The sequence below is a fragment of the Collinsella stercoris DSM 13279 genome (genome assembly GCF_020735465.1).
Taxonomy (GTDB): domain Bacteria; phylum Actinomycetota; class Coriobacteriia; order Coriobacteriales; family Coriobacteriaceae; genus Collinsella; species Collinsella stercoris.
In genome coordinates, this window is record NZ_CP085935.1 from 2054979 (window position 1) to 2076083 (window position 21105).

A 21105-nucleotide genomic window follows, 5' to 3' on the forward strand; every position below is an offset into this window, starting at 1 on the left:
CGCGATGGACGTGAAGGTCAGGAAGGGTGCAGACGGTGTTTTCGAATGCCGTCTGTACCTCGGGCGCGGCATCGACGGCAAGGCGATTCGGCCTTACAAGCGGTTCCCGCACGCGGCAACGGAATCCGAGGCGCTTGAGCTTGCGGAGACGTGGGCGGCGAACCTGACGGCTGACGGAACGGTCAAGAGCGCTCGTTTGACCGACCTGCTTGCCGATTACGTGCAGCTTCGCGAGCGCAACGGTGCGAGCCCGAACAGCATCAGGAATTACCGACTGTTCACCAGATACGTAGCTCGATTCCTTAAGACGGCGAACGCGCGAGATCTCAGCGTCATGGACTTCAACCGCTTCGAGCAGGCGCTGCTCACGCCGAAAGCCGAGGGTGGGCAGGGGCTTTGCAAAAACAGCGTACTCAACGTGCACCATTTCCTTCGCGGAGCCTACAACCACTTTGTCGATGCGGAAATCTGCGAGGCGAACCCGCTTGTCTTCGTCGCCAAGCCATCGCCCGAGCGCCACGAGGCTTCAGTGATCGTCGAATGGGATTTCGAGTTCCTGAACGAGAAGCTTGAAACCGCCATGAACGTCACCGATCCCAGCACAGCGGATTATCGCCGCGCGGTCTACGCGTTCGCCGCATGGCTCGCGCTTGTCACCGGCATGCGCGTCGGTGAGGTCTGCGCGGTCAGCCGTTCGGACGTAAAGCGCTACCAGATGTTCCTCCATGTTGGCGGCACCGTCATCGAGGAACCCGGTAGGAAGCCCTACCGTCGAAACGTCACGAAGGGAAGGAAATGCCGCAACATCGCCGTGACCGCCGAGGACATAGCCGTTATCGACTCGTTCATAAGGACGCAGAACGCCGTTTTAGGCCGTTTGGACGCTGATGCGCCACTGGTGACGCTCGACGGCTCATACATGCGCACAAGGACCGTCTCACGCGCTTTCAGCCGTATCCGCGATTCATGCGGACTCTCTCGGGAGATCACGTTTCACAGCCTTCGGCACACGCATGCCTCTTGGCTCATCGCGAACGGATGCGACATCAAGACGCTCTCGGAGCGCATGGGGCACGCGGACGAGGCAACGACGCTTCGCATCTACGGCCATCTGATGCCCGGTCGAGACGCGATCGCCGCCCAGCTGTTCAGCGAGGCGAAGAAGCGCGCATTGGGCTGATTGGGTGTGCCAAAAGTGAACCAATCGGGCGTTTTCGGGCATGGTGGCGACCGAGGATGAAACGCGAGGTAAACCGCCGCTTTTTGCTTCGGTTGGAATCACAAGTGTCCGATAAGAAGTAATTATCAGACAGTCGCGAAAAAAGGGGGTGCCTTGAACCGAGAGGAAGCCGAGAAGATGGTCAGCGCTCTCAATGCGAGCGACAAGCTGAAAGCATCGATGATGCGAACTTACGACGCACTGCAAGAGAGGTGGAGCAATGACCAAATCGCGGCATCGACCGTCTATCAAATCGACATCCCGGCGCAAACGCTGCGGATCTACGGAGAGGGTCAGGCACGGCACGTTCTGAACGCGCTGAAGAGCCTGAAGCTGTCAGGGACATATAGAAAAACGAAAGGAGCGACGAATGAGAGAAGTGGCAGTCAACAACGATGAGTGGTTGCGCATCAAACGCAAGCTCATGACCTCAACCGTCGAGGAGGCGCTTGCAGGCTATGAGCCTCCCGTTCGCGTCGTCCACGGATGCGAGTACGTCACATACGAGAGGGGCACCGGAGATGATTCCGAATCGGACAACTGACCAGCGCCGCAAGAGCCTTGATAAGGCCGCGACAGTGCGCAAGGAACGGGCGATTATCCGCAAAGACTTGAAGATCGGACTTATGACATTCGAGCAGATGCTCAAGCTCGCCGATGCTGGCTGTCAAGCCGCAGCCAGCATGCGCGTCAAGCAGGCCATAGGCTCGATGCCCGGATACGGCTTCGCCAAGACGCAACAGCTTATGAGGGACCTGCACATTGCAGATGGTAAACGCGTCAAGGGTCTTGGCGTTCGCCAGCGTGCCGCCCTGTTGGAGGTTTTTGGATGCTGATCGCCATTTTCTACCTGTGCGGCGGCTTGCTGTCACTGCTCGCTCTTTTCGGCCCTGACGCTGAAAAGGACATGACGTTGCTTGTCTTGGCGCAATTGATGTTTCTTTCTGCGGGTGTCAGCGAGATCAAGGGGATTTTAAGGGAGCGGATTAATGAGCATTAACCACGTCATTCTCTCCGGCAATCTCGGTGCAAATTCAGAGCTGAGGTACACGAAAAACGGCACACCAGTCCTGACGTTTCCGCTTGCCGTCAATGACCGCGTGCCGAACGGCGATGGGACTTGGGGCAATTACACCAATTGGCCAGACTGCTCGATGTTCGGCAAGCGCGCGGAAGCGCTCGCGCCATACCTGACCAAGGGCGTGAAGGTGACCGTCTCCGGCAGGGTCAGGACGCACTCCTATCAGAAGGACGGTCAGAACATAAAGCGCTGGGAGATCCGCGTCGATAACGTCGAGCTTATGCAGGTGAAGCGCGATCAGCAGGGCGCATATTCCCATCCGGCAGAACAGGCGGCGCAGCCGATTGCGGCGTCACCGGTACCAGACGTTTACGACGAGGATATTCCGTTTTTAAGGAGCAAGGATGCTATTTGAACTTTTCAAGCGCAACAGCGAGGTCGAAGAGCTGCGCGAGCTGCTGAGCCAAGCAGAGGATGTGACTAGCTCAAACCCGCGAGACGATCAGGGGCGCGTGCTCGCCCTTGACGATGTGGTGCTCTACAACTCCGCGCGTTATCGAATCGTGGCGATGAGCCACCGTGGCAAGGTCGCCATCCGTCATGTCTCGATGCACGGCGGCTGCGGTGCGCGTTGGGTTCCCGCCGAATGCGTTTCGTTCATCACCAGTCAGGAGGTCTTTCGATGATAGGTCGCAAGCTCAACGTTAAGGTTGCGGACGGCATGCAGGTTCCGCGCTACGCGCACGATGGGGATGCCGGTCTGGATCTGCGCATCACCGAGACCGTGACGCTCGAACCGATGCAGAGGTGCATCGTCGGGTGCGGCCTGTCAATCGAGATCCCGAGCGGATGCGTCGGCCTGTTGTTCCCGCGTTCAGGGCTGGCATCCAAGCAGGGCATCACGCTTGCCCACAGCGTCGGCGTGATCGACAGCGGTTATCGCGGCGAGGTGTGCGCTCCGCTTATCAATCTCAGCTACGAGACCGTGACCATCGAGGCGGGTACGCGCGTGTGCCAGCTTGTCGTGATGCCTTATGTTCCGTGCGAGCTTGTGCCGGTCGAGGAGCTGAGCGGCACCGAGCGCGGCACCGACGGCTTCGGCAGCACCGGTGTCGTGTAGGTGACCCGAGTGAAGGCCAAGGAGTATTTCGAGGGCATCCGCTCCGAGGTGGTGAAGACCGAAAGGGCGCGGGAGATGCTGGAGCGCATGAGGGCGAAGGAGGGTGCCAAGGCGCAGAGCTACCAACCATTGGGAGGCGGCGGATACTGCACAGGTGCTTCACTTGCCATCATCCAGCGCATCGACTTCGAGAAGCGATTGGAGCGGCGCATTGCCGATGCTCGAAAGCAGATAGACGAAGCATGCGAGGTGCTGTACGGAATCGACGGCCGCGGAGGTCTGGCAAAGCTTAAAGGCACTAGGTACGCGGACGCTATCTGCATGGGGTATCTGCAAGCACAGCCGTGGTCTGAGATAGCGGAGATCATGCAGAGTTCCCAGCAGTGGTGTCGCAAGCTATGCGATGTAGGTTTTGCGTACATTGATGCCGTCGGTTGGGCAAAACTGAAAAACGCCTGATAAACGTTGGTTGCGTTCAGTTTCTAGATTCTGCTAAGATTCGATATGGTGAATTGTCATGAAGGCCGCGCGGGGCAACCTGCGTGGCCTTCATTGTTACGGAGAGTTGGCAGAGCGGCTTATCGCACCCGGTTGCTAACCGGGCGATGCGCGAGCATCCGCAGGTTCGAATCCTGCACTCTCCGCCATCTGAGACAAGGAGGCGCGATGGCCAAGGATTTCAGCCGCGCCTTTTACCACAGCGCCGAGTGGGCGCAGGCGCGTGACGCCGCGCTCACCCGAGACGCGCACCTATGCCAACACTGTCTGAAGCGCGGGGACATAACGCCTGCGGTCATGGTGCACCACATCAAGGAGCTGAGCCCTTCGAACGTCGATGACCCTGACATTGCGACCAACCCTGACAACCTCGTGAGCCTGTGCGACCGATGCCACAAGCAAGTGCATGGGTGGATCAGGCAGGGCGCGACCCGGCAGGGCTTCGGCTTTGACAGCGACGGCAATCTCGTGCCGCTCGATTGACGACACACAAACACAGCACAACGAGTGCGCAGCGCAAAAACGCGACGCAAAACCGCAGGTAAACGCAGTGGGCAATCCCCCCATCCCAAAAACACAGGGTGGGTGGCCGGGGACCAACGCCGGGAGATAGTTTTATGCGCGCGGAAGGTTTTCGAAAGGGGGTGGTCTTGCGGTGTCAGGGAAAGTTGGCGATACTTCGAAGGTTTCGGCAAAAGTAGCGGCGAATAGCCCGCCGAAGGGAGCGCGTTCCAAGCAGTCGCGCCTAGAGAGCGAGCTCCGGAAGCTTCGCGAACTCACCAAGGACGCCATTCCCGATGAGAAGCGCAAGGCGATCATGCCCCTGCTCGCGAACATCGCCTTTCTCAAGGTGAAGCTCGATGATGCCCGCGCGGAATTGCTCTACGAGGACATTTTCACCGAGTACGACAACGGCGGTGGCCAGACCGGACTCCGCGAGCACCCGGGGTTCAGCGCTTACAACAAGCTGTTCACCACGTTCAGCCGATCGGTAAAGCAGCTGACGGACATGATGCCTAGCGGAACCGCCGCCGCAGACGCGCTAATCGATTTCATCAATGAGACGCGGTGCTAGGCGGTATAAGGGTGCCGACGGTTCGTGCGAGCGCGCTATTAGGGAGTATTTCGGCGGAATACTCGGCGGTGACGTCAAGGCATGCGCGAAGATGCGCAAGGTGTCCGCGCGAATCCTGCGTGACATGGACAACGCCGACCCGCTCTACCCTTATCACTTCCGGGAAGAGCACGCGCAGAAGCACGTGCAGTTCATCGAGCGGTTTTGCCGCCTTCCCTCTGGCCGTCTCGGGCATGATTTCAGGCTTGAGTTGTTCCAGCGCGCCATCCTCTCGGTCATCTTCGGTTTCGTGGATGCCGAGGGCACGAGGCAGTACCGCGAAATCCTCTGGATCATGGGGCGCAAGAACGGAAAGACCGCTCTCGCGTCCGCGATAGAGCTTGATTTGCTCGTCAACGACGATGAGGGCGCACCGGAGGTCTACAACGTCGCAACCGCGCACGATCAGGCGGCGAAGGGCTTCAACAACGCGTGGCGCATGGTGCAGACGAGCCCCGCGCTCGCCAAGCACATCCGCAAGCGTGTTGCCGACCTTTACTGCGACCTCAACATGGGAAGCATCCGCGCGCTGAGCGCGAACACCAACCACCTCGACGGACTCGATATCTCGGGTGCGATCGTCGATGAGCTTGCGGCCATGAAGAACCGCGACCTTTACGACTTGACGATTCAGGGAACGTCGGCGCGGCGTCAGCCGCTCGTTCTTGAGATCACGACCAACGGATTCGTCCGGGGCGGCATCTTCGACGCCCAGTATGAGTACGCGTGCAAGTGGCTCGACGGTCAAGCGACAGGAGACAAGGCGGAGCGGTTCATCGCGTTCATCTTCGAACTTGACGAGCGCGAGGAATGGCAGGACGAGAGCTGCTGGATCAAGGCCAATCCGGGTCTTGGGACCATCAAGTCGATAGCCGCTCTACGGCAGAACGTGTCGAAGGCTAAGGATGATCCGACGTTCCTCCCGACCCTGCTTGTCAAGGACTTCAATCTCATCGAGAACCAATCGCAAGCGTGGCTCACGTGGGATGAGATCCACAACGATGAGACGTTCGACCCCGGCGATGGGACGTTCACCTATGCCGTGCTGGGTGTCGATGCGGCCGACACGACCGACCTCACGGCGGCGTGCCTGCTCATGCAGAGACCCGGCGACCCGAACATCTACGCCATGCACATGGCGTGGATACCGCTGCGCGCCTTGGAACAGGCGGAGCGCGAGGGGCGGCGCGGCGGGCGCGACGGCGTTCCATACGACGCGTGGATTGCGCGCGGCCTCATGAGGACGTGCGAGACGCCGATCATGGATAAGCGCGATGTGCTCGACTGGGTGGCTGAGGTCCAGAGCAAATACGGCATCTACGCCGTCTCGTGCGGTTACGACCCGTGGCACATGAGGGACGTGCCGACGCAGGAGGCATATGAGGACTATTTCGGCGCGGACAACATGCAGAAGATCATTCAGGGCGCTCAGACGCTGAGTATGCCCATGAAGGAGCTTCGGGCGCTCTACAAGGAGGGTCGAATCGTGGACAACGGCAACCCGATTGCCGAGTGGTGCCGCTCTAACGTCGCGATTCGCACGGACGTGAACGGAAATATCCAGCCCGACAAGAAGAACCAAGACCCGCGCAACCGCATCGACGCTTGGGCGGCTGAGTGCGACGCGTTCATAGCGATGAAGAACATCGCCGATGACTACGCTGCGATGATTGGAGGTTAAATGGCAGGCTCACGACCTATGGTGCGATCACTGTTCGATGCCGTCTTTCATCGACCGCAGATGCAGGCGGTCAACGGGTATTTCCAGACGTTCACCGCCTACGCGCCGAGTTTCACCACGTGGCAGGGCGGTCTGTACGAGGCGGAGTTGACGCGCAGCATCATCGAGAGCGGCGCGGACCACGCGAGCAAGCTCAAGCCGGAGGTTTCCGGCAGCGCGCAACCGCATGCCGCCCGTGCGCTCATGCATGCGCCAAACCCGTGGATGACAACGCCGCAATTCATAAAGCGCGTGTGGACGATGCTGCAAGTCAACGACACGGCGCTCATCGTTCCGATGGGAGACGGCGGTGACGTGACCGGTTATTACCCGGTCTTGCCATCCCAGTGCGAGGCGTATGACGTCGATGGCGAGCTTTGGCTTTACCTGAGATTCCCCACGGGTGACACCGCGCTTGTCGAGTGGTCGCGTGTCGGCGTGATGACGAGGCACCAGTACCAGTCCGACCTCTTCGGAGACGGGACGAACGTGCTTCAGCCGACGCTTGAGCTGATGCACGCGCAGGCCGAGGCCGAGCAGACTGCCATCAGGCAGGGTGCCGCAATCCGCTTCATCGGCAAGCTTAGCCAAAACCGCAATGAGAAGGACTCGGAAGCGGCGCGCAAGAGCTTCAATTCCCAGCTCTCCGTTGACAACGCCGGTGGCATTGCGGTTTATGACAAGCTGTTCAGCGATGTGCAGCAGATCACGCCGAAAAGCTACACGGTCGATGCCGAGCAGATGGAGCGCATAGAAAAGAGCGCCTATCGATTCTTCGGGAGCAACGAGGAAATCGTTATGAACCGCGCCGACGAGGACACGTTCAACTCGTATTACGAGGGGCGCATCGAGCCGTTCGCGGTCCAGCTCGGGTTCGTGATGACCGGCATGACCTTCACGCCGAATGAGATTGCGCACGGCAACGAGATCATGTTCAGCGCGAACCGCCTTGAGTTCGCGAGCAACACGACCAAGCTCAACGTCTCGGTCGCCCTATTCGACCGTGGCATCTGGTGCGGCAATCAGGTCGCGGACGTGTTCCAATCCGCGCATTACGACGGCGGGGAGCGCCATGTCATCCGTGGCGAGTACATCGACCTCGACCTCATCAGCGAGCACACGTCAGAGCAGGCGGCTGATGCCGCCGCGAAGAACGCGAACATAGCCGCCATCGCGGCGAGTGAACCGACATCGACATACAAGGAGGATGAAGATGCCAGCGAAGCCGAATGAGCGGCAATACCGCTCCCTATCCGTGCCGCTGGTCGCGCGCGCTGAGCCGGACGATGTCAGCGCGGAGAAGCGCATCGACAGCGAGTTCTACGTCGAGGGCTACGCCTCGACGTTCAACGACCCTTACGTGTTGTTCGAGGACTACGACGGTTTCGAATACACCGAGGTGATCAGTCCGGACGCGTTCCGCGATGCGGACATGTCGGACGTAATCATGCAGTTCGACCACACCGGCAAGGTGTTCGCGCGGATCAGCAACGGAACGCTCATCGTGGAGCCGGACGAGCACGGTCTATTCATCGCGGCGGACCTGTCGCGATCTCAGGCCGCTCGCGACCTCTATGAAGAGATTCAATCCGGCCTCATCACGCGCATGTCTTGGGCTTTCACGGTCGCTGCCGACGAGTACGACCGCGAGACGCACACCACGACGATCACGCGCGTAAAGAAGGTTTTCGACGTTTCGGCCGTCAGCCTACCGGCAGACCCGAACACGGAGATTTCAGCAAGGAACCTGCTCGACGGAGAGATTGAGCAGTCGCGCAAGGAGCTTGCGCGCCGTAATCGCGCCCTCGCGATCGCGCGGGCAACACTGGCAATCGCCAAGAGCAGAAAGGTTTAGAACATGGACGAGATGTTGAAAGAGCTTCAGGCGCTCATCGACAAGTACAAGGACGGCACGCCCGAGGGCGTGACCGAGGAGCAGGCAGAGCAGGACGCCGAGCGCATGTCTCAGCTCACCGCCGAGATCGAGAAGCGCAACGCCGCCGATGCGGCGGCGCGCGAGATCCGCACCGCACGCATCGCGGCGGCGCGCTCCGCCATCGAGAGCGGCACCGCTCGACAGGTCGATCACATCCAGACCAACGCCGCCCATGCACGTGGAGCCGTGTACGACACGACCGACTACGCCGCAGCCGAGACGCGCGGCTTCCTGAAGAACCTCGCGACGGGCGCGGGCATCCGCATCACCGACGGTAACGAACTCACCAACGTTGAGCGCGACGCGCTCACCGCCATGAACGAGCGCGCGGCGTTCACCGTGACCACCGGCAACACCAGTGCGGTTGTCCCCGTCGAGCTAAAGAACGAGATCATTTCCCTCATCGACAACAGCACGCCGCTCTTCGGCGACGTGACCCGAGACACCATTCCCGGCCAGTACGAGCTTGTCCGACACAAGGCGATCACCAAGGGCGACGCCGAAAAGACCGCCGAGGGGGCGGCACCGACCAATGAGGAGCAAAACGAGTTCGAGCGCATCACCCTCACTGGCGATGAGATCAAGAAGACCGTCAAGATCTCGCGAAAGATGATGGTCCAGAGCCTCGACAGCTTCCGTACCTACATCAACCGTGAGGTCAGCGCGCGTTGCGGTGTCGCCGGTGACAAGATCGTCCTCGCGAAGCTCGTTGACGGCACGCTCGGCATGGCCGCTGGAAACAAGATCAACGTGGCTAAGGCCGGAACGCTCACCAAGGCCGACATGATGAAGGCTCTCAGCCTGCTCAAGACTTACGGCAACCCCGCCGCGAAGGGCGTGCGCATCTACGCCAACCAGAGCACCATCTGGAACCAGATCGCGGCGATCGAGGACGCGACCAAGCGCTCCTACTTCGTGGATGAGAAGGACGAGGACCCGACCGTGAAGGGCCGCATCTTCGGATGCACCGTAAAGCTCGAGGACAACCTCGCCGATGGCGTCATCATGCTCGGCTACCCCGACCTCTTCAACTCCAACCTGTTCGACGGCCCCATTGTCGAGGCCGTCACGCTTCCCGACGGCAGCTGGAACACCGCGATCAACGGTTACATGCTCTATGACGGCGGTCTCGCCGTTCCCGAGAGCTTCGCGCAGCTCACCGTTGGTAGTGTCGGCTAGGGAGTGATTGCCTATGGCGGAAAAGGAATCGATGCTGGACGCATGCCGTGACGCGCTGAGAATCCCCGCCTACGTCGATGATTACGACGATGAGATAGCCGACCTCATTGCCGCCGCCCGCGCATCTATGCGCGCGGGCGGCGTCTCGCCCGAGAAGGCGAAGGACGATTCGGACGGCACCGTGCGCCTAGCGGTCAAGGTCTTCTGCAAGGCGAATTTCGGCATGGACAACCCTGACGCCGACAGGTACGCGCATACGTTCGAAGAACTCGTGACGCTCATGCGCGGAGCATCCGAATACGGAGGCGGTGCGTCATGAGCATGTGGGCGGCAAGCTGCTCCCTGATTGCCCAGAGCGTCGTGCGGGACGAGTACGGCGTGGAGTCGGTCAGTGAGGTCCCGCGCAGGGTCGCGTGCAACGTCTTCACCGTCAGCGATTCCGCCTATTACGCCGCAGCCACCGCCGGTGTTCACCCGGAAGCCGTCTTGCAGGTGCGCAAGGCGGCTTATCGCGGTGAGCGGCTTGTCGAGTTCGAGGGGCGCAGGCTCGGCGTCGAGCGCGTCGACCGCTCAAGCGCGGATTTCGTGCGCCTGACACTCGTTGAGGCGGTGGGCGACCGTGGCTGAGATGAACATCGAGCGTTTCATTACGAGCTGCTTCAAGGAGTGCGTCGAGGACAACGCGGCGGCTGTCGCGGACAACTCGGCGCAGGCTGGGAAGCGAGCCGTGAAGCTCTTGAGGCAAAAGAGCGCCGAGCGCACGGGTGCCTACAAGAAGGGCTGGAAGGCGACTGTGACAACGGATGAGACCGGTGCGGAATGCACGGTGCACAACCGCGTCTATCAGCTCACGCACCTTCTTGAGAACGGGCACAAGATCAAGAACCAGACGGGAAAGACCTACGGCAAGGTTCCCGGAGACGGGGTTATCCGCGAGGTCGCTGATCAGGTCGCCGCCGAGTTCGCGCAGATGGGCGGTGATGGGCGTTGATTCATCTCAAGGACTTATGCGCCATGCTCGACTCCATCGGAATCCCATGGTCGAACCAGACGTTCGGCGTTGCGAGCGAACCGGCCCCGCCGTACATCGTCCTCGTCGCCGGGTACGGGGAATCGGTCTACGCCGACAATCGCGCCTATGCGTCTTGGATGCCATATGACATCGCGCTTTACACGAAGGCTCGCGACTACGGGCGAGAGAGAGTGATTCGCGACGCGCTCGATGCGGCGGATTGCCCGTACACGCTCACGGTGACGAGCATCGAATCTGAAAAGTTGGTCGAGGCTGCGTTCACCGTGAACGCGATCGAATAGAAAGGAATCGCCATGCCAAAAAATGGCTATTTCGGTGTGAAGAACTCGCATTTCGCGATCTGCACCGACGAGGAAAAGTTGACCTATGACAAGCCGGTGCACGTTCCCGGCACCGTAGGAATCAGCATGGAGCCCTCCGTCGAGAGCTCCACGAGCTATGCTGACAACGAACCGTGGATCGATAAGACTCAGGACAACGGCGGCAGCGGTACCATGTCGTTCTTCGACGTCGAGAGCACCAAGGAGCTTCGCCGACTTCTCGCCGACCTGACCGGTTACACGGTCACAAATGACGGTCGCATGAGCCTGACCGCGAACAAGAAGCCTAAGAAGTTCGCGTTCATGTGCGAGCAGCCCGGCCACGTCACGGGCAAGCGCCGCTGCCTCCTCATGTGCGAGATGAGCAAGCCGAAGGCCGAGGCGAACACGAATCAGGACTCTCCGGAGATCACGACCCTGGAGTTCCCGTTCACGTGGCGACCCGTCAACCTCGCTGTCGGCGATGACGAGCTCAAGCGCACGAGCGGTTACGACTCCTATTCCGACCTACCCGATTACGCCACGTTCTTCGAGGCTGTCAAGACCGATGGGCTTTCCGAGCCCGAAGCCGTCGAGGGAGTGTAATGGATATTCGAATCGGCGAAAAGGCGTATAAGGCGGAGTTCAACGGTTTTACCCCGATCGCCTTTTCTCGCGCGTTCAAAGAAGTGGCGGAGAATGGCCGTAAGCGCCCGCGAGACATCGCAGAGGCCGTGTCACGAATCGCGGACTCCATCACGACTTATGGGGTCCCGGCCGTAACGCCACTGCTCGAAATCCTCTACGCGTGCATCAAGACGGCCGAGCCGACGTTTTCGAAGACGTTTGACGAATGGGTCTCCGCGCTCCCATCAAGCGCGTTCAACTTGGAGCGCAAGGACGGCTGGGCAACCGACGTGATGCGAATCGTAGAGGACAACTTTTTTCCTTCGGCAAAAGATGGAGTGGAAGCCGAGGCCGCCGAAAAGGCCGCTGCCGAAGCTCCCGAGTAACCTTTCGGACGCTTGCGACGCGCGTTACATATACAGCTGTCAGCAATGCGGCCTGACCGTATCCGATCTGCAAAAACTCAGCTACACGCAAGTGCAGGACGTTCTTGAGATCAACGCGTTCTACGCGGACGCGGCGGCATATTACGACGATGACGAAAAGGCGAGATTGGCGGAAGCGCGTTTCTGGTCTTGATTGCGAGCGTTTGACGGCAGCGCACCCGAGAGGGCGCGTTGCTTCAAGCGTTCATGGTCTTTGACAATCTAAGAAGGTGATGACGTGGCGGTTACCTATAAGGGTCTCGTAATCAAGTTCGGCGGCGACACGACCGAGCTTCAGGGAGCTTTGAAGCAGGTGCAGAAGGCTTCGAAAGAGACGCAAAGCGACCTGAAGGACATCAACAGGGCGCTCAAGTTCGACCCCGGCAACACCGAGCTGCTTGAGCAGAAGGTTAAGGCGCTGAGCGCCGCCTACGCAGACACGGAAAAGAAGCTCGACGCCTACAAGCAGGCTCTCGCTCAGCTCGAAAGCAAGAAGCAAAGCGGCGCTAAGCTCACGGCGGAGGAAGAGCGTCAGTACGACAGCCTCAAGCGCGCCATCATGCAGTGCGAGCGGCAGCTTGAGAGCTACGGCGATGAGCTCAAGGCGACGAGCCGCGAGGCGGAGGGCTCCAAGACGGCGCTCGGCAAGGTCGGTCGAGCGATCGAGGACAACGCCGACAAGCTCTCAAGCGCCGGTTCCAAGATGTCGGGCGCGGGAACCGCGCTGTCCGGAGGAATCGTCGGCGCGGCGGGCGCTCTGACCGGTCTGGCTGCGAGCCAAGAGGAGGCCATCCAGCAGAGCGGTCAGCTCGAAACGGCTTGGAAGAGCGCCGGTGGCACTGCCGAGCAGGCTTCGGGAACGTACTCGATGTTCTACCGCATTCTGGGTGAATCGGACACCGCGACAGAGGCGTCTCAGAATCTCGCCCGCCTCACGACGAACGAGCAGGAGCTGAAGCAGTGGACCGACATCGCCGCCGGTGCGTATGCCACGTTCGGCGACGCGCTGCCGCTCGAAAATCTCGCCGAGGCGGCGCAGGAGACGGCGCACACCGGCACCGTCACGGGCGGTTTGGCCGACGCTCTCAACTGGTCAACGGCATCGGCGGAGCAATGGAGCGCCGCGCTCTCCGGCCACTCTGCCGCTCAGGACGCCTTCAATGCGGCCGTCGCCGACGGACAGACCAAGGAGGACGCGTTCAATGCGGCGCTCGCCGCATGCGGAAGCGAGCAGGAGCGTTCGCAGCTCATCACGGAGACGCTTACCGGCCTTTATGGCGAGGCCGGAAAGCAGTATCAGGAGACGAACAAGGATCTCCTTGAATCCCGCGACGCCCAAAACGAGATGAACAAGAGCATGCAGGAGCTTGGCGAGGCTGCCATACCCGTCAAGACGGCCGTGACGGAGATCGGAACGAGCCTTCTCAACACGCTCGCGCCCGCGTTGGAAAGCGTGACGGGGTGGTACAAGTCCCTGTCTCCTGAGCAACAGGAGCTTGTGAACAACCTCGCGCTCAGCGCTGTCGCCTTCGGCGGCGTGACAAGCGCGGTCGGAAAGACGATGGAGGCCGCCGACGGTGTCGGCAGGGCGTTCCAGACCGCCGGTGAGCTTTGGGGCGGCGCCAAATCCGTCATGGGCGACGTCGGCTTTCTCGGCACGATCAAGAGCGGGCTCGGCGGCATCGTCACGAAGGGCGGCGAACTCGGCGGCATGCTTGTCGGAAGCCTGTCCAGCGGATGGACCGGATTCACCGGCCTCATCGCTGCCCATCCGATCGGCCTAGGTGTCGCGGCGGTGAGCGCCGCAGTGGCCGGACTCACGTGGTTCTTCACGCAGACCGAGACCGGCAAGCAGATGTGGTCGGATTTCACGGGATGGATCTCAGAGAAATGGCAGGGTGTTCAGGACTTCTTCGCCGGTGTGCCTGAGTTTTGGAGCGGCGTATGGGAGCAGGTGAGCACCGGTGTCGGCGATTTCGTCAGCGGTGTCGGCGAGAAGTGGGAGAGCCTTAAGCAGGGCGCTTCGGACGCGTGGAACAACGTGAAGGAGACCATTTCGAGCAAGGCGAACGAGGCGAAGGAGGCGGCGGGGACCGCTTGGGAGAACCTGAAGAACGGGGCTTCGGATGCGTGGAACAACCTGAAGACGAACACCTCCAACGCGTTCAGCGGCATCAAATCGACCATCCAAAGCGACATGGAGACGGGAAAACGCGTCGGTTCCGCAGCGTCGAACGCGCTGCAAGCCGCCATGAACGGCGATTGGCAGGGCGCGAGCACCCATGCCGCGAGCGCGTTCGACCTCATCAAGGCAAACATCCAAAGCAAGATGGACGCGGCGCGAAGCAAGACGATCGAGATAGCGGACCGCATCGGCGAAAAGCTCGGGTTCCCCGGTCTCGGCTCCAAGGTGAGTAACATCTTCGATCAGATCAAGGGTTTCATCCAAAACCCCGTCCAAAGCGCTTGGAACGCAATATCCGGAATTCCCGGAAAAATCATGAGCGCCTTCAACGGGATCCGAATCAGCATCCCGAAACCGAAGATGCCCCATTTCAGCGTGAGTTGGAACGACTTCGGACCCATCAGCCTGCCGAGCGTGAGCGTCAACTGGTACAAGACCGGCGGCTATTTCGACAACCCGTCGATCATCGGCGTAGGCGAGGCCGGTGGCGAGTTCGTCGCACCGGAACGCCAGCTCAAGGGATTCATCGAGACGGCGGTGAACAAGGCGTTCGACAGGTTCCCATCCGCACCGAGCCAGCCGGTTAGCGTTTCGGTTGCGGTCAACGCGACCGTGGCGAACGGCGTTGACGCGTATGAGACCGGCCAGCAGATCGGCGCTGGCATCGCAAGCAAGCTGAAGCAAAGGGGTGTTCCGGTTGCAACTTAGACGGACTAGGAACCAGCACGACCGAATCATCTTTAACGGCACCGACCTATCGAAGCTGGTTTACTGCAAGGTGCGCCGCCCCGTCATGGCGACCGTCAACGCGACGTTTGAGAGCGTGCCGGGGCGGCATGGCGAGGTCTTCAAGAGCGCCTACCGTGGCGGCTACGACCTTCCCGTTGAGATTTGGCTTAGGACTGAAGACCGCCGCGAGGTCGCGGAAATGCGGCACAAGCTCGCGGCGGCTCTCTGGACGGACGAACCCGCGCCGCTCTACCTTCCCGATGACCCGACGCGCTACCTGCTCGCAATCGTGAGCGGCAGCACCGACCTAGACGAGATCACCGACGATTGCCCGACTACAACCGTGACTTTCCATATCGGCGACCCCGACTATTACGGACAGCGCCGCCGCATGGAGGTTTCGGCGGGCAACGTCTACGTCAACGCTGGCGGCAACCGACCAGCGCATCTGAAGGTGACGGCGAAACCAGCGGCGGGCAGCTCGTGGCGGATTACGAACGTCGATACCGGCGAGTTCGTGGCTGTCAACACGCCGCTCACGTCTTCGAGCACCATACGTTTTGACATGGCGACCGAACACGCGACAGTCAACAACCAGACCGCGCCGGTAACGATTGATTCGGATTACTTTGAAATCAACGGGCGGTGCCACCTGAACATCACCAGTGGCACGGCGGTACTAGAGTGGGTGGAACGATGGCTTTAATTAGACGCATAGGCTTCACCCGTTTCAGCCGTTGGGGTGACAATCTGGGGCGGCTCACGGTGAGCGCCGCGACGCACACCGACGCGCTGGACGGAACCGACGAACTCAACATCACGTGCGCCGAAGACCTCGTGAAGGGCGACCGCGTAGTCTGGATTGACCTTCAGGGCGTTTGCCACGAACACATCGTTGATACCATCGACAGGGTACACGACGATGACGGCGCGCCTGAGACGCAGGCAACGTGCATCAACTCCATCAACGAGACGTGGGATGACTGGCTGGACGATAAGCGGCCTTCGGGCAGCGTGTCGGTAGCCCTCACATCCATTCTCGCAGACACGCGCTGGGAGGTTGGCACGTGCGATCAGGGCGGAACCGCTTCGCGCACCTTATACCACATCAGCGTGCGCGAGGGCATAGCCGAGCTGCTGGAAACGTGGGGCGGCGAGCTTGAAACGACCATCGTTCACAACGGCGCTGGCATCGTCGCGCGCCGCGTGAACATTCGCGCCCTTCGCGGGAACCAGAGCAGCGCAAAGCGCTTCACGTGGACTAAAGACCTCGTTTCGGTCAAGCGCTCAATGGCGAGCGACAACCCGAAAACGCGCGTCTACGGATATGGAAAGGGCGTTAAGACGGAGGGCGGCGGCTACGGTCGCCGCCTTACCTTCGGCGACATAAACGGCGGCAAGGACTACGTTGAGGATGCCGAAGCCACCGAGATTTGGGGGCACCCCGACGGAGAGGGCGGCATTCTGCCCGCCGTGGCCTCATACGTGAACGAGCAGTGCGAGGACGCGGCGCAGCTCTTGCAGGAAACGAAAGACTACCTGAAGCAGGTGAAGGAGCCTAAAGTTACCTACACCGCTTCGGTTATCGACCTATACGCGTTCGGGCGTTCGTGGGAGGGCGTGGGCGTTGGCGATGACGTTGCGATCATCGACAAGGGATTCTCCGAAGAGGGCGTGCGGCTCCATGGCCGCGTGTCTCAGATTGAGCGCGACTTGCTCACCGGCGACGCTACGGTCACGTTCGGGACGCTCACCGACACGATGGCAGACATGTGGCAGAGCGTGAGCAACGCTCTGAAGGGGAACAGCCAGCAAAACGCGCTCTACGACGCGGCGGCTGGCACGTCCGTTTCGTGGCTCCAACAGCTGCAAGCGGCGCTCAACGCTCAGTTCAACGCGGTTGGCACGTACAGGGTGGAGACGTTCGAGCTGGGCACGATCTACAGCAACGTTCCCATAGACGCGCTGAACGGCCTACCGCTGCGCAACACGTCTGGCATGTGGGCTGTCAACCTTAACGGCATGGGTCTTCGCCTTGCATCCGGCCTTACCTCAGACGGACAGTGGGACTGGAAGACTTTCTTAACCGGCGGCATGGTGACCGCAGACCTCATCAACGCCGGTACGATGCGAGCAGACCGCGTGCGCGCCGGTCTTCTCACCGACGAGAAAGGTAAGAACTTCTGGGACTTGACCACCGGCGAGTTCTCGCTTTCAGCCACGGCGACCGTAGGCGGCGACACTGTTCAATCAATCGCCGACACGGCGGCGAGCGGCGCGCAGCAAAACGCTGTCAAGGCCGCTGAGGAAGCGGACGCGAAGCGGCTAGAGGAAGCTAAGAAGTACGCCGCAGAGCAGGCATCTTCGGCGGGCACCGACGCTAAAGATCAGGCAAAGAAGTACGTTGACGCGCTCGATGAAGCGTTGGGGCAGAAGAGCATCTTTGACCGTCTCACCAACAACGGTGAGACGCAGGGCGTGTACCTCAAAGACGGCAAGGTATATATCAACGCAACCTACATGGACACCGGCGTTCTTGACGCTGACCTGCTGAAGGCTGGAATCATCACCGACAAGGCCGGTAAGAACTTCTGGGACTTGACCACCGGCGAGTTCTCGCTTTCCGCCGACGCTTCGGTTGGGGACGGAGATGTTGGAAGCTCTGTCGTGGCGGTCGATGTGCAATATGGCAACTCCACCAGTTCATCGACGGTACCGACCACATGGACAACATACGCGAACTGGAAGCAAGGCCAGTACCTATGGACGCGCCTAAAGCTCACGCTCGCAGATGGCAACACCGAATACACCACGGCGCACCGCATGGCGGACAATGACGGCATCGGCGTTTCTCAGGTGTGCGAGCAATACTATCTGAGCACGAGCAGCACCGCGCAGACCGGCGGCAACTGGTACTACTACCAGCCAACGTGGGTGAGCGGTCGCTACTACTGGACGCGGAGCGAAATAACGTGGTCTGACGGCACGAAGACGTACACAACGCCCGTGCTGGCGCGCGCCCTAACGTCTGGCAATCAATCTACCGACGATCTAGACGAAGACCTAGACCAGCGAGAGGTGTTCAACCGCCTGACGAACAACGGGCAAACTCAGGGAATCTACCTGAGCGGCGGGCTGCTCTACATCAACGCCAGCTACATTGAAACGGGTATCATCAGCGACCGTATTGGGCGCAACACGTGGAACCTCAGCACCGGCAAGCTCACAACAAACTACATGACCGCAAACAACATCAGAGCTAACGGGACGTTCGAGTGCGGTTCGGCATCGAACCTGCTTCGCCTCATAAACGGCGAGATTCGAGGTCTTGAGAACGGTACCCAAATCGGATGTATAGACTTCTCAGCCCATTCGTACAACATCGACAACCCGTCAATCAAGTATCGAGGCATACAGATGACGGCAGAGGGGACAGTTCGCATCAGCTCGCCGCAGATTTCGACAGCAGCTTCAAGCAACGAGAGCACCACAGCGACTATATGCCATACGGGTAACCATAGGCTTCACTACGTCAGCGAGATTCACGACAACGGCAATGGAACCGTTGGATGGACTAATTCATGGCGATCTATCAACTTCATCAACGGTTTGTGTACGACGTGTAGCTTCGATTAGGAGGTATCTAATGGCAATTCTCTATTATCTAGCTCATGACCCGATATCGAACTCTGAAGCCGTGCTTACTGAGTACGACGCTGAGCTTATAAAAAGAGCTGACGAAAGCGGAATAGTGTTCATAGCGGTAGACGATCAGGGAACACGTTCAATCGTCCCCGCTTCCGACGTGAGAGAGCCGGAAAACCGAGATGAGCACTTTACTTTCGTTCAGCCGTTGTATGTCGATGACAGGTTTAAAGCGGTAGTCGACGTGTTCGACGCGCTTGCGGCAAGCGTGCCAGCCGTGGCATCGAACGCCGACGTTCAGCCGGTTTCGAGCAAGGCGCGAAGCGCTATGAGCTTCAGCGAAGCGCTGGAAGCGCTCAGGAAGCTTGCCTATCTCGATAGCGAGGAAGGAGGCGCGCAATGAGCAACACGCGGACGCTCGAACTCGATATCTCGAAGGAGGGAACGGGAACCTGCGTCAAGGTTGGTCAGGGCGACGATGGCGGAACCACGATCAAGGCGCTTATCTACGACAACGGCGCTGAGTTCGAGCTTTCCGGCGCTACGGCATGGCTTGTCGTGCTTTTGCCTAATAAGCGGAACTACTATCGCGGTCAGTGCTCAGTGAGTGGCAACGCCGTAACGATCACGGTTGACGAGTCGAAGCTTTGCAGCGTTCCCGGCTACACCGACGAAGCCTATTTCACGATCACGAAGAGCGGCAAGACCTATTCGACAGAGCGCTTCGCAATTGAAATCCTGCGCAGCGCTCTGGACGGTCAGAAGCCAGCGCAAAGCTGGGATGACGCCGTTCAAGACCTCATCGACCGAGGGAACGCGGCGGTCAACAAGGCAAATTCCGCCGCATCAGCCGCCAACTCTGCCGCGAACGCGGCGAACACGGCGGCGAGCAACGCCAACGGAAAGGCCACCGCCGCGCAGCAGGCAGCAGAAGCCGCGAACAGCGCCGCATCCGCCGCCAACACGGCAAAGGCGAACGCCGACAAGGCGACCACGGCTGCGAACAACGCGGCATCGGCGGCAAACACCGCTAAGGCGAACGCCGATAAGGCGACGGCGAGCGCAAACACCGCGAAGACGGCTGCTGACACGGCGGCGAGCAACGCGAACGCAGCCGCCGCGCGTGCGAACGGTGCCGCTGACGATGCGACGGCGGCTGCGCAGAACGCACTGAACATCGCAAACAGCATCGCATCGATCAAGCCGCCGAGCGACGCGGAGGTCGAGGAACTGAGGAAGGCCAACGAAATCCTCGCCTCTGCGGTCGCGGAACTTCAGGACAAGTACGTCCTGATCGGTGAGACGGCATACGTCCCGCCGACCCGCGTGACCTCTTACAGCGGTGAGACGCTTGCGCTCGCGCAGTCGGGCGTTTCCGGTGAAACCGCGACCCTAAATTAAGGAGAACCAACATGGCAGATGTCTCAGTCCTCACATTCAACGGCGCGCCGCGCAACGTCAAGGACGTCACCGCACGGAACACGGCAAACGCCGCGACCACCGCTCAGGAATACGACCGACAGCAATTGACCGGAACCTATAAGGGGCGCTCCATCGTGTCGGTCTTCGCCGCCGAGATCGGCAGCGCAAACGTCTGGACGTGGCTCCAAAAGCGGGTGAAGGCAGCCAACTTCACGGGGCTTCGCATCGGCGATTACATCGACGTGCAGCTGAAGGCCGGTGCAAACGTCCCCTCCCAGACCGTCAGGTACCGCATCGCGGCCATCGACCCGTATTACCAGTGCGGGGACACGGCGAAGGGCCACCATATAGCGATGGTCCCGTCCGCCCCTGTGTCCGTCACCGGCGACAAGGCCGTGAACGGATCTTATATCAAGTGGCGCGACACGAACGACAACAACGGCACCGCAGATGAGAAGCACCCGTATCTGTGCTCGAAGCTGCATGAGTGGGAGATCGGCGATTTCCTGCCGTCCCTCCCGACCGAGTGTCAAGCCGCCATCATGCCGCAACGCGTCCTGCTCAATGAGCGCTACGCGTCGAGCGGGAAGCTCACCGATGACAGCGGTTGGTCTTGGGTCGATCTGGGGAAGGTGTGGTCTCTTTCCGAAATCGAGGTCTACGGGTTCCAAGCATGGAGCAAGACGGGTTACAGCATCGGATTCGATTGCCATTTCCCGATTTTCGAAGACACGGCATCTCGAATCTTGGGAACTCGCGTCCTTTGGTGGCTCCGCTCCGTCATGGGCGGCTCGTCCTCCAGCGTGTGCTATGTCGGCAGCTGCGGCACTGCCAGCAGCGGCGCCGCGGCGTATGACTGGGTTCGCCCGTTCCCGTGCTTCCTCGTAGGCTGATTTATCAGCCGTACGCAACACTGAACCGGCGCATGCCTTG

The 21105-nt window shown here is 60.3% G+C and carries 27 protein-coding genes and 1 tRNA gene; all 28 read left to right on the plus strand.

Annotated elements, in window-relative coordinates; genetic code table 11:
- The first annotated feature begins 4 nt into the window (after positions 1-4).
- The gene (locus LK434_RS08635) at positions 5-1180 is read left to right on the plus strand and encodes a tyrosine-type recombinase/integrase (protein ID WP_006721804.1); all 1176 of its coding nucleotides are present in this window, start codon (positions 5-7) and stop codon (positions 1178-1180) included.
- Positions 1181-1333: 153 nt separating this feature from the next.
- Positions 1334-1618, plus strand: a complete 285-nt coding sequence (locus tag LK434_RS08640) for a hypothetical protein (protein WP_006721803.1) — start codon at positions 1334-1336, stop codon at positions 1616-1618.
- Positions 1590-1763 carry a hypothetical protein gene (locus LK434_RS08645; protein WP_156777693.1) on the plus strand — a complete coding sequence of 58 codons (174 nt, stop codon included), beginning with the start codon at positions 1590-1592 and terminating at the stop codon, positions 1761-1763. Before LK434_RS08640 ends, LK434_RS08645 begins: the two co-directional genes overlap by 29 nt.
- Complete coding sequence (mihF, locus tag LK434_RS08650) at positions 1741-2055, plus strand: integration host factor, actinobacterial type (protein WP_040361717.1); 315 nt, start codon at positions 1741-1743, stop codon at positions 2053-2055. Before LK434_RS08645 ends, mihF begins: the two co-directional genes overlap by 23 nt.
- Complete coding sequence (locus tag LK434_RS08655; protein ID WP_006721801.1) at positions 2049-2219, plus strand: hypothetical protein; 171 nt, start codon at positions 2049-2051, stop codon at positions 2217-2219. The genes mihF and LK434_RS08655 overlap by 7 nt, the downstream gene beginning before the upstream one ends.
- Entirely contained in the window at positions 2209-2655 is a 447-nt protein-coding gene (locus tag LK434_RS08660; RefSeq protein WP_006721800.1) for a single-stranded DNA-binding protein, read from the plus strand. The genes LK434_RS08655 and LK434_RS08660 overlap by 11 nt, the downstream gene beginning before the upstream one ends.
- Positions 2645-2926, plus strand: coding sequence for a hypothetical protein (locus LK434_RS08665; RefSeq protein ID WP_006721799.1), 282 nt, complete (start codon positions 2645-2647; stop codon positions 2924-2926). The genes LK434_RS08660 and LK434_RS08665 overlap by 11 nt, the downstream gene beginning before the upstream one ends.
- Entirely contained in the window at positions 2923-3360 is a 438-nt protein-coding gene (gene dut / locus LK434_RS08670) for a dUTP diphosphatase (protein ID WP_006721798.1), read from the plus strand. The genes LK434_RS08665 and dut overlap by 4 nt, the downstream gene beginning before the upstream one ends.
- A 9-nt stretch (positions 3361-3369) precedes the next feature.
- On the plus strand, positions 3370-3819 hold the full coding sequence (locus tag LK434_RS08675) for a hypothetical protein (RefSeq protein WP_040361713.1): 450 nt from the start codon (positions 3370-3372) through the stop codon (positions 3817-3819).
- Between the two features lie 100 nt (positions 3820-3919).
- Positions 3920-4007: transfer RNA gene (locus LK434_RS08680), tRNA-Ser, on the plus strand.
- Positions 4008-4026: 19 nt separating this feature from the next.
- A complete protein-coding gene (locus tag LK434_RS08685; protein ID WP_006721796.1) occupies positions 4027-4341 on the plus strand; it encodes an HNH endonuclease in 315 nt (104 codons plus the stop codon).
- A 172-nt stretch (positions 4342-4513) separates the two neighbouring features.
- Positions 4514-4933 (plus strand): hypothetical protein, encoded by a 420-nt coding sequence (locus tag LK434_RS08690; RefSeq protein WP_006721795.1) that lies wholly within the window; start codon positions 4514-4516, stop codon positions 4931-4933.
- 91 nt (positions 4934-5024) lie between these two features.
- Positions 5025-6653, plus strand: coding sequence for a terminase large subunit (locus tag LK434_RS08695; RefSeq protein ID WP_187371225.1), 1629 nt, complete (start codon positions 5025-5027; stop codon positions 6651-6653).
- On the plus strand, positions 6654-7925 hold the full coding sequence (locus LK434_RS08700; protein ID WP_083784244.1) for a phage portal protein: 1272 nt from the start codon (positions 6654-6656) through the stop codon (positions 7923-7925).
- On the plus strand, positions 7906-8547 hold the full coding sequence (locus tag LK434_RS08705) for an HK97 family phage prohead protease (RefSeq protein WP_040361711.1): 642 nt from the start codon (positions 7906-7908) through the stop codon (positions 8545-8547). Before LK434_RS08700 ends, LK434_RS08705 begins: the two co-directional genes overlap by 20 nt.
- 3 nt (positions 8548-8550) lie before the next feature.
- Positions 8551-9807 (plus strand): phage major capsid protein, encoded by a 1257-nt coding sequence (locus LK434_RS08710; RefSeq protein WP_006721791.1) that lies wholly within the window; start codon positions 8551-8553, stop codon positions 9805-9807.
- Between the two features lie 13 nt (positions 9808-9820).
- Positions 9821-10126 (plus strand): phage head-tail connector protein, encoded by a 306-nt coding sequence (locus LK434_RS08715; protein WP_006721790.1) that lies wholly within the window; start codon positions 9821-9823, stop codon positions 10124-10126.
- The gene (locus LK434_RS08720; protein WP_006721789.1) at positions 10123-10434 is read left to right on the plus strand and encodes a hypothetical protein; all 312 of its coding nucleotides are present in this window, start codon (positions 10123-10125) and stop codon (positions 10432-10434) included. Before LK434_RS08715 ends, LK434_RS08720 begins: the two co-directional genes overlap by 4 nt.
- Positions 10427-10798, plus strand: coding sequence for a hypothetical protein (locus LK434_RS08725; protein WP_006721788.1), 372 nt, complete (start codon positions 10427-10429; stop codon positions 10796-10798). Before LK434_RS08720 ends, LK434_RS08725 begins: the two co-directional genes overlap by 8 nt.
- Positions 10799-10821: 23 nt before the next feature.
- The gene (locus tag LK434_RS08730; RefSeq protein ID WP_006721787.1) at positions 10822-11121 is read left to right on the plus strand and encodes a hypothetical protein; all 300 of its coding nucleotides are present in this window, start codon (positions 10822-10824) and stop codon (positions 11119-11121) included.
- Positions 11122-11133: 12 nt separating this feature from the next.
- Positions 11134-11745: a major tail protein gene (locus LK434_RS08735; RefSeq protein ID WP_006721786.1), complete on the plus strand. Its 612-nt coding sequence runs from the start codon at positions 11134-11136 to the stop codon at positions 11743-11745.
- Positions 11745-12152: a hypothetical protein gene (locus tag LK434_RS08740; protein WP_006721785.1), complete on the plus strand. Its 408-nt coding sequence runs from the start codon at positions 11745-11747 to the stop codon at positions 12150-12152. Before LK434_RS08735 ends, LK434_RS08740 begins: the two co-directional genes overlap by 1 nt.
- Before the next feature lie 277 nt (positions 12153-12429).
- Entirely contained in the window at positions 12430-15084 is a 2655-nt protein-coding gene (locus LK434_RS08745; RefSeq protein WP_006721784.1) for a phage tail tape measure protein, read from the plus strand.
- Entirely contained in the window at positions 15065-15811 is a 747-nt protein-coding gene (locus tag LK434_RS08750) for a distal tail protein Dit (protein ID WP_006721783.1), read from the plus strand. Before LK434_RS08745 ends, LK434_RS08750 begins: the two co-directional genes overlap by 20 nt.
- A complete protein-coding gene (locus LK434_RS08755; RefSeq protein ID WP_006721782.1) occupies positions 15802-18741 on the plus strand; it encodes a phage tail spike protein in 2940 nt (979 codons plus the stop codon). The genes LK434_RS08750 and LK434_RS08755 overlap by 10 nt, the downstream gene beginning before the upstream one ends.
- 10 nt (positions 18742-18751) lie before the next feature.
- On the plus strand, positions 18752-19153 hold the full coding sequence (locus LK434_RS08760) for a hypothetical protein (RefSeq protein WP_006721781.1): 402 nt from the start codon (positions 18752-18754) through the stop codon (positions 19151-19153).
- Complete coding sequence (locus LK434_RS08765; RefSeq protein WP_006721780.1) at positions 19150-20151, plus strand: BppU family phage baseplate upper protein; 1002 nt, start codon at positions 19150-19152, stop codon at positions 20149-20151. Before LK434_RS08760 ends, LK434_RS08765 begins: the two co-directional genes overlap by 4 nt.
- Before the next feature lie 11 nt (positions 20152-20162).
- Complete coding sequence (locus LK434_RS08770; protein WP_006721779.1) at positions 20163-21065, plus strand: DUF6273 domain-containing protein; 903 nt, start codon at positions 20163-20165, stop codon at positions 21063-21065.
- Positions 21066-21105: the final 40 nt, after the last annotated feature.

Coding starts and splice junctions, on each gene's coding strand:
- LK434_RS08635 (WP_006721804.1), top strand. CDS start 5: ATGGACGTGAAGGTCAGGAAGGGTGCAGACGGTGTTTTCGAATGCCGT.
- LK434_RS08645 (WP_156777693.1), top strand. CDS start 1,590: ATGAGAGAAGTGGCAGTCAACAACGATGAGTGGTTGCGCATCAAACGC.
- mihF (WP_040361717.1), top strand. CDS start 1,741: ATGATTCCGAATCGGACAACTGACCAGCGCCGCAAGAGCCTTGATAAG.
- LK434_RS08655 (WP_006721801.1), top strand. CDS start 2,049: ATGCTGATCGCCATTTTCTACCTGTGCGGCGGCTTGCTGTCACTGCTC.
- LK434_RS08660 (WP_006721800.1), top strand. CDS start 2,209: ATGAGCATTAACCACGTCATTCTCTCCGGCAATCTCGGTGCAAATTCA.
- LK434_RS08665 (WP_006721799.1), top strand. CDS start 2,645: ATGCTATTTGAACTTTTCAAGCGCAACAGCGAGGTCGAAGAGCTGCGC.
- dut (WP_006721798.1), top strand. CDS start 2,923: ATGATAGGTCGCAAGCTCAACGTTAAGGTTGCGGACGGCATGCAGGTT.
- LK434_RS08685 (WP_006721796.1), top strand. CDS start 4,027: ATGGCCAAGGATTTCAGCCGCGCCTTTTACCACAGCGCCGAGTGGGCG.
- LK434_RS08695 (WP_187371225.1), top strand. CDS start 5,025: ATGCGCAAGGTGTCCGCGCGAATCCTGCGTGACATGGACAACGCCGAC.
- LK434_RS08700 (WP_083784244.1), top strand. CDS start 6,654: ATGGCAGGCTCACGACCTATGGTGCGATCACTGTTCGATGCCGTCTTT.
- LK434_RS08705 (WP_040361711.1), top strand. CDS start 7,906: ATGCCAGCGAAGCCGAATGAGCGGCAATACCGCTCCCTATCCGTGCCG.
- LK434_RS08710 (WP_006721791.1), top strand. CDS start 8,551: ATGGACGAGATGTTGAAAGAGCTTCAGGCGCTCATCGACAAGTACAAG.
- LK434_RS08715 (WP_006721790.1), top strand. CDS start 9,821: ATGGCGGAAAAGGAATCGATGCTGGACGCATGCCGTGACGCGCTGAGA.
- LK434_RS08720 (WP_006721789.1), top strand. CDS start 10,123: ATGAGCATGTGGGCGGCAAGCTGCTCCCTGATTGCCCAGAGCGTCGTG.
- LK434_RS08730 (WP_006721787.1), top strand. CDS start 10,822: ATGCTCGACTCCATCGGAATCCCATGGTCGAACCAGACGTTCGGCGTT.
- LK434_RS08735 (WP_006721786.1), top strand. CDS start 11,134: ATGCCAAAAAATGGCTATTTCGGTGTGAAGAACTCGCATTTCGCGATC.
- LK434_RS08740 (WP_006721785.1), top strand. CDS start 11,745: ATGGATATTCGAATCGGCGAAAAGGCGTATAAGGCGGAGTTCAACGGT.
- LK434_RS08755 (WP_006721782.1), top strand. CDS start 15,802: ATGGCTTTAATTAGACGCATAGGCTTCACCCGTTTCAGCCGTTGGGGT.
- LK434_RS08760 (WP_006721781.1), top strand. CDS start 18,752: ATGGCAATTCTCTATTATCTAGCTCATGACCCGATATCGAACTCTGAA.
- LK434_RS08765 (WP_006721780.1), top strand. CDS start 19,150: ATGAGCAACACGCGGACGCTCGAACTCGATATCTCGAAGGAGGGAACG.
- LK434_RS08770 (WP_006721779.1), top strand. CDS start 20,163: ATGGCAGATGTCTCAGTCCTCACATTCAACGGCGCGCCGCGCAACGTC.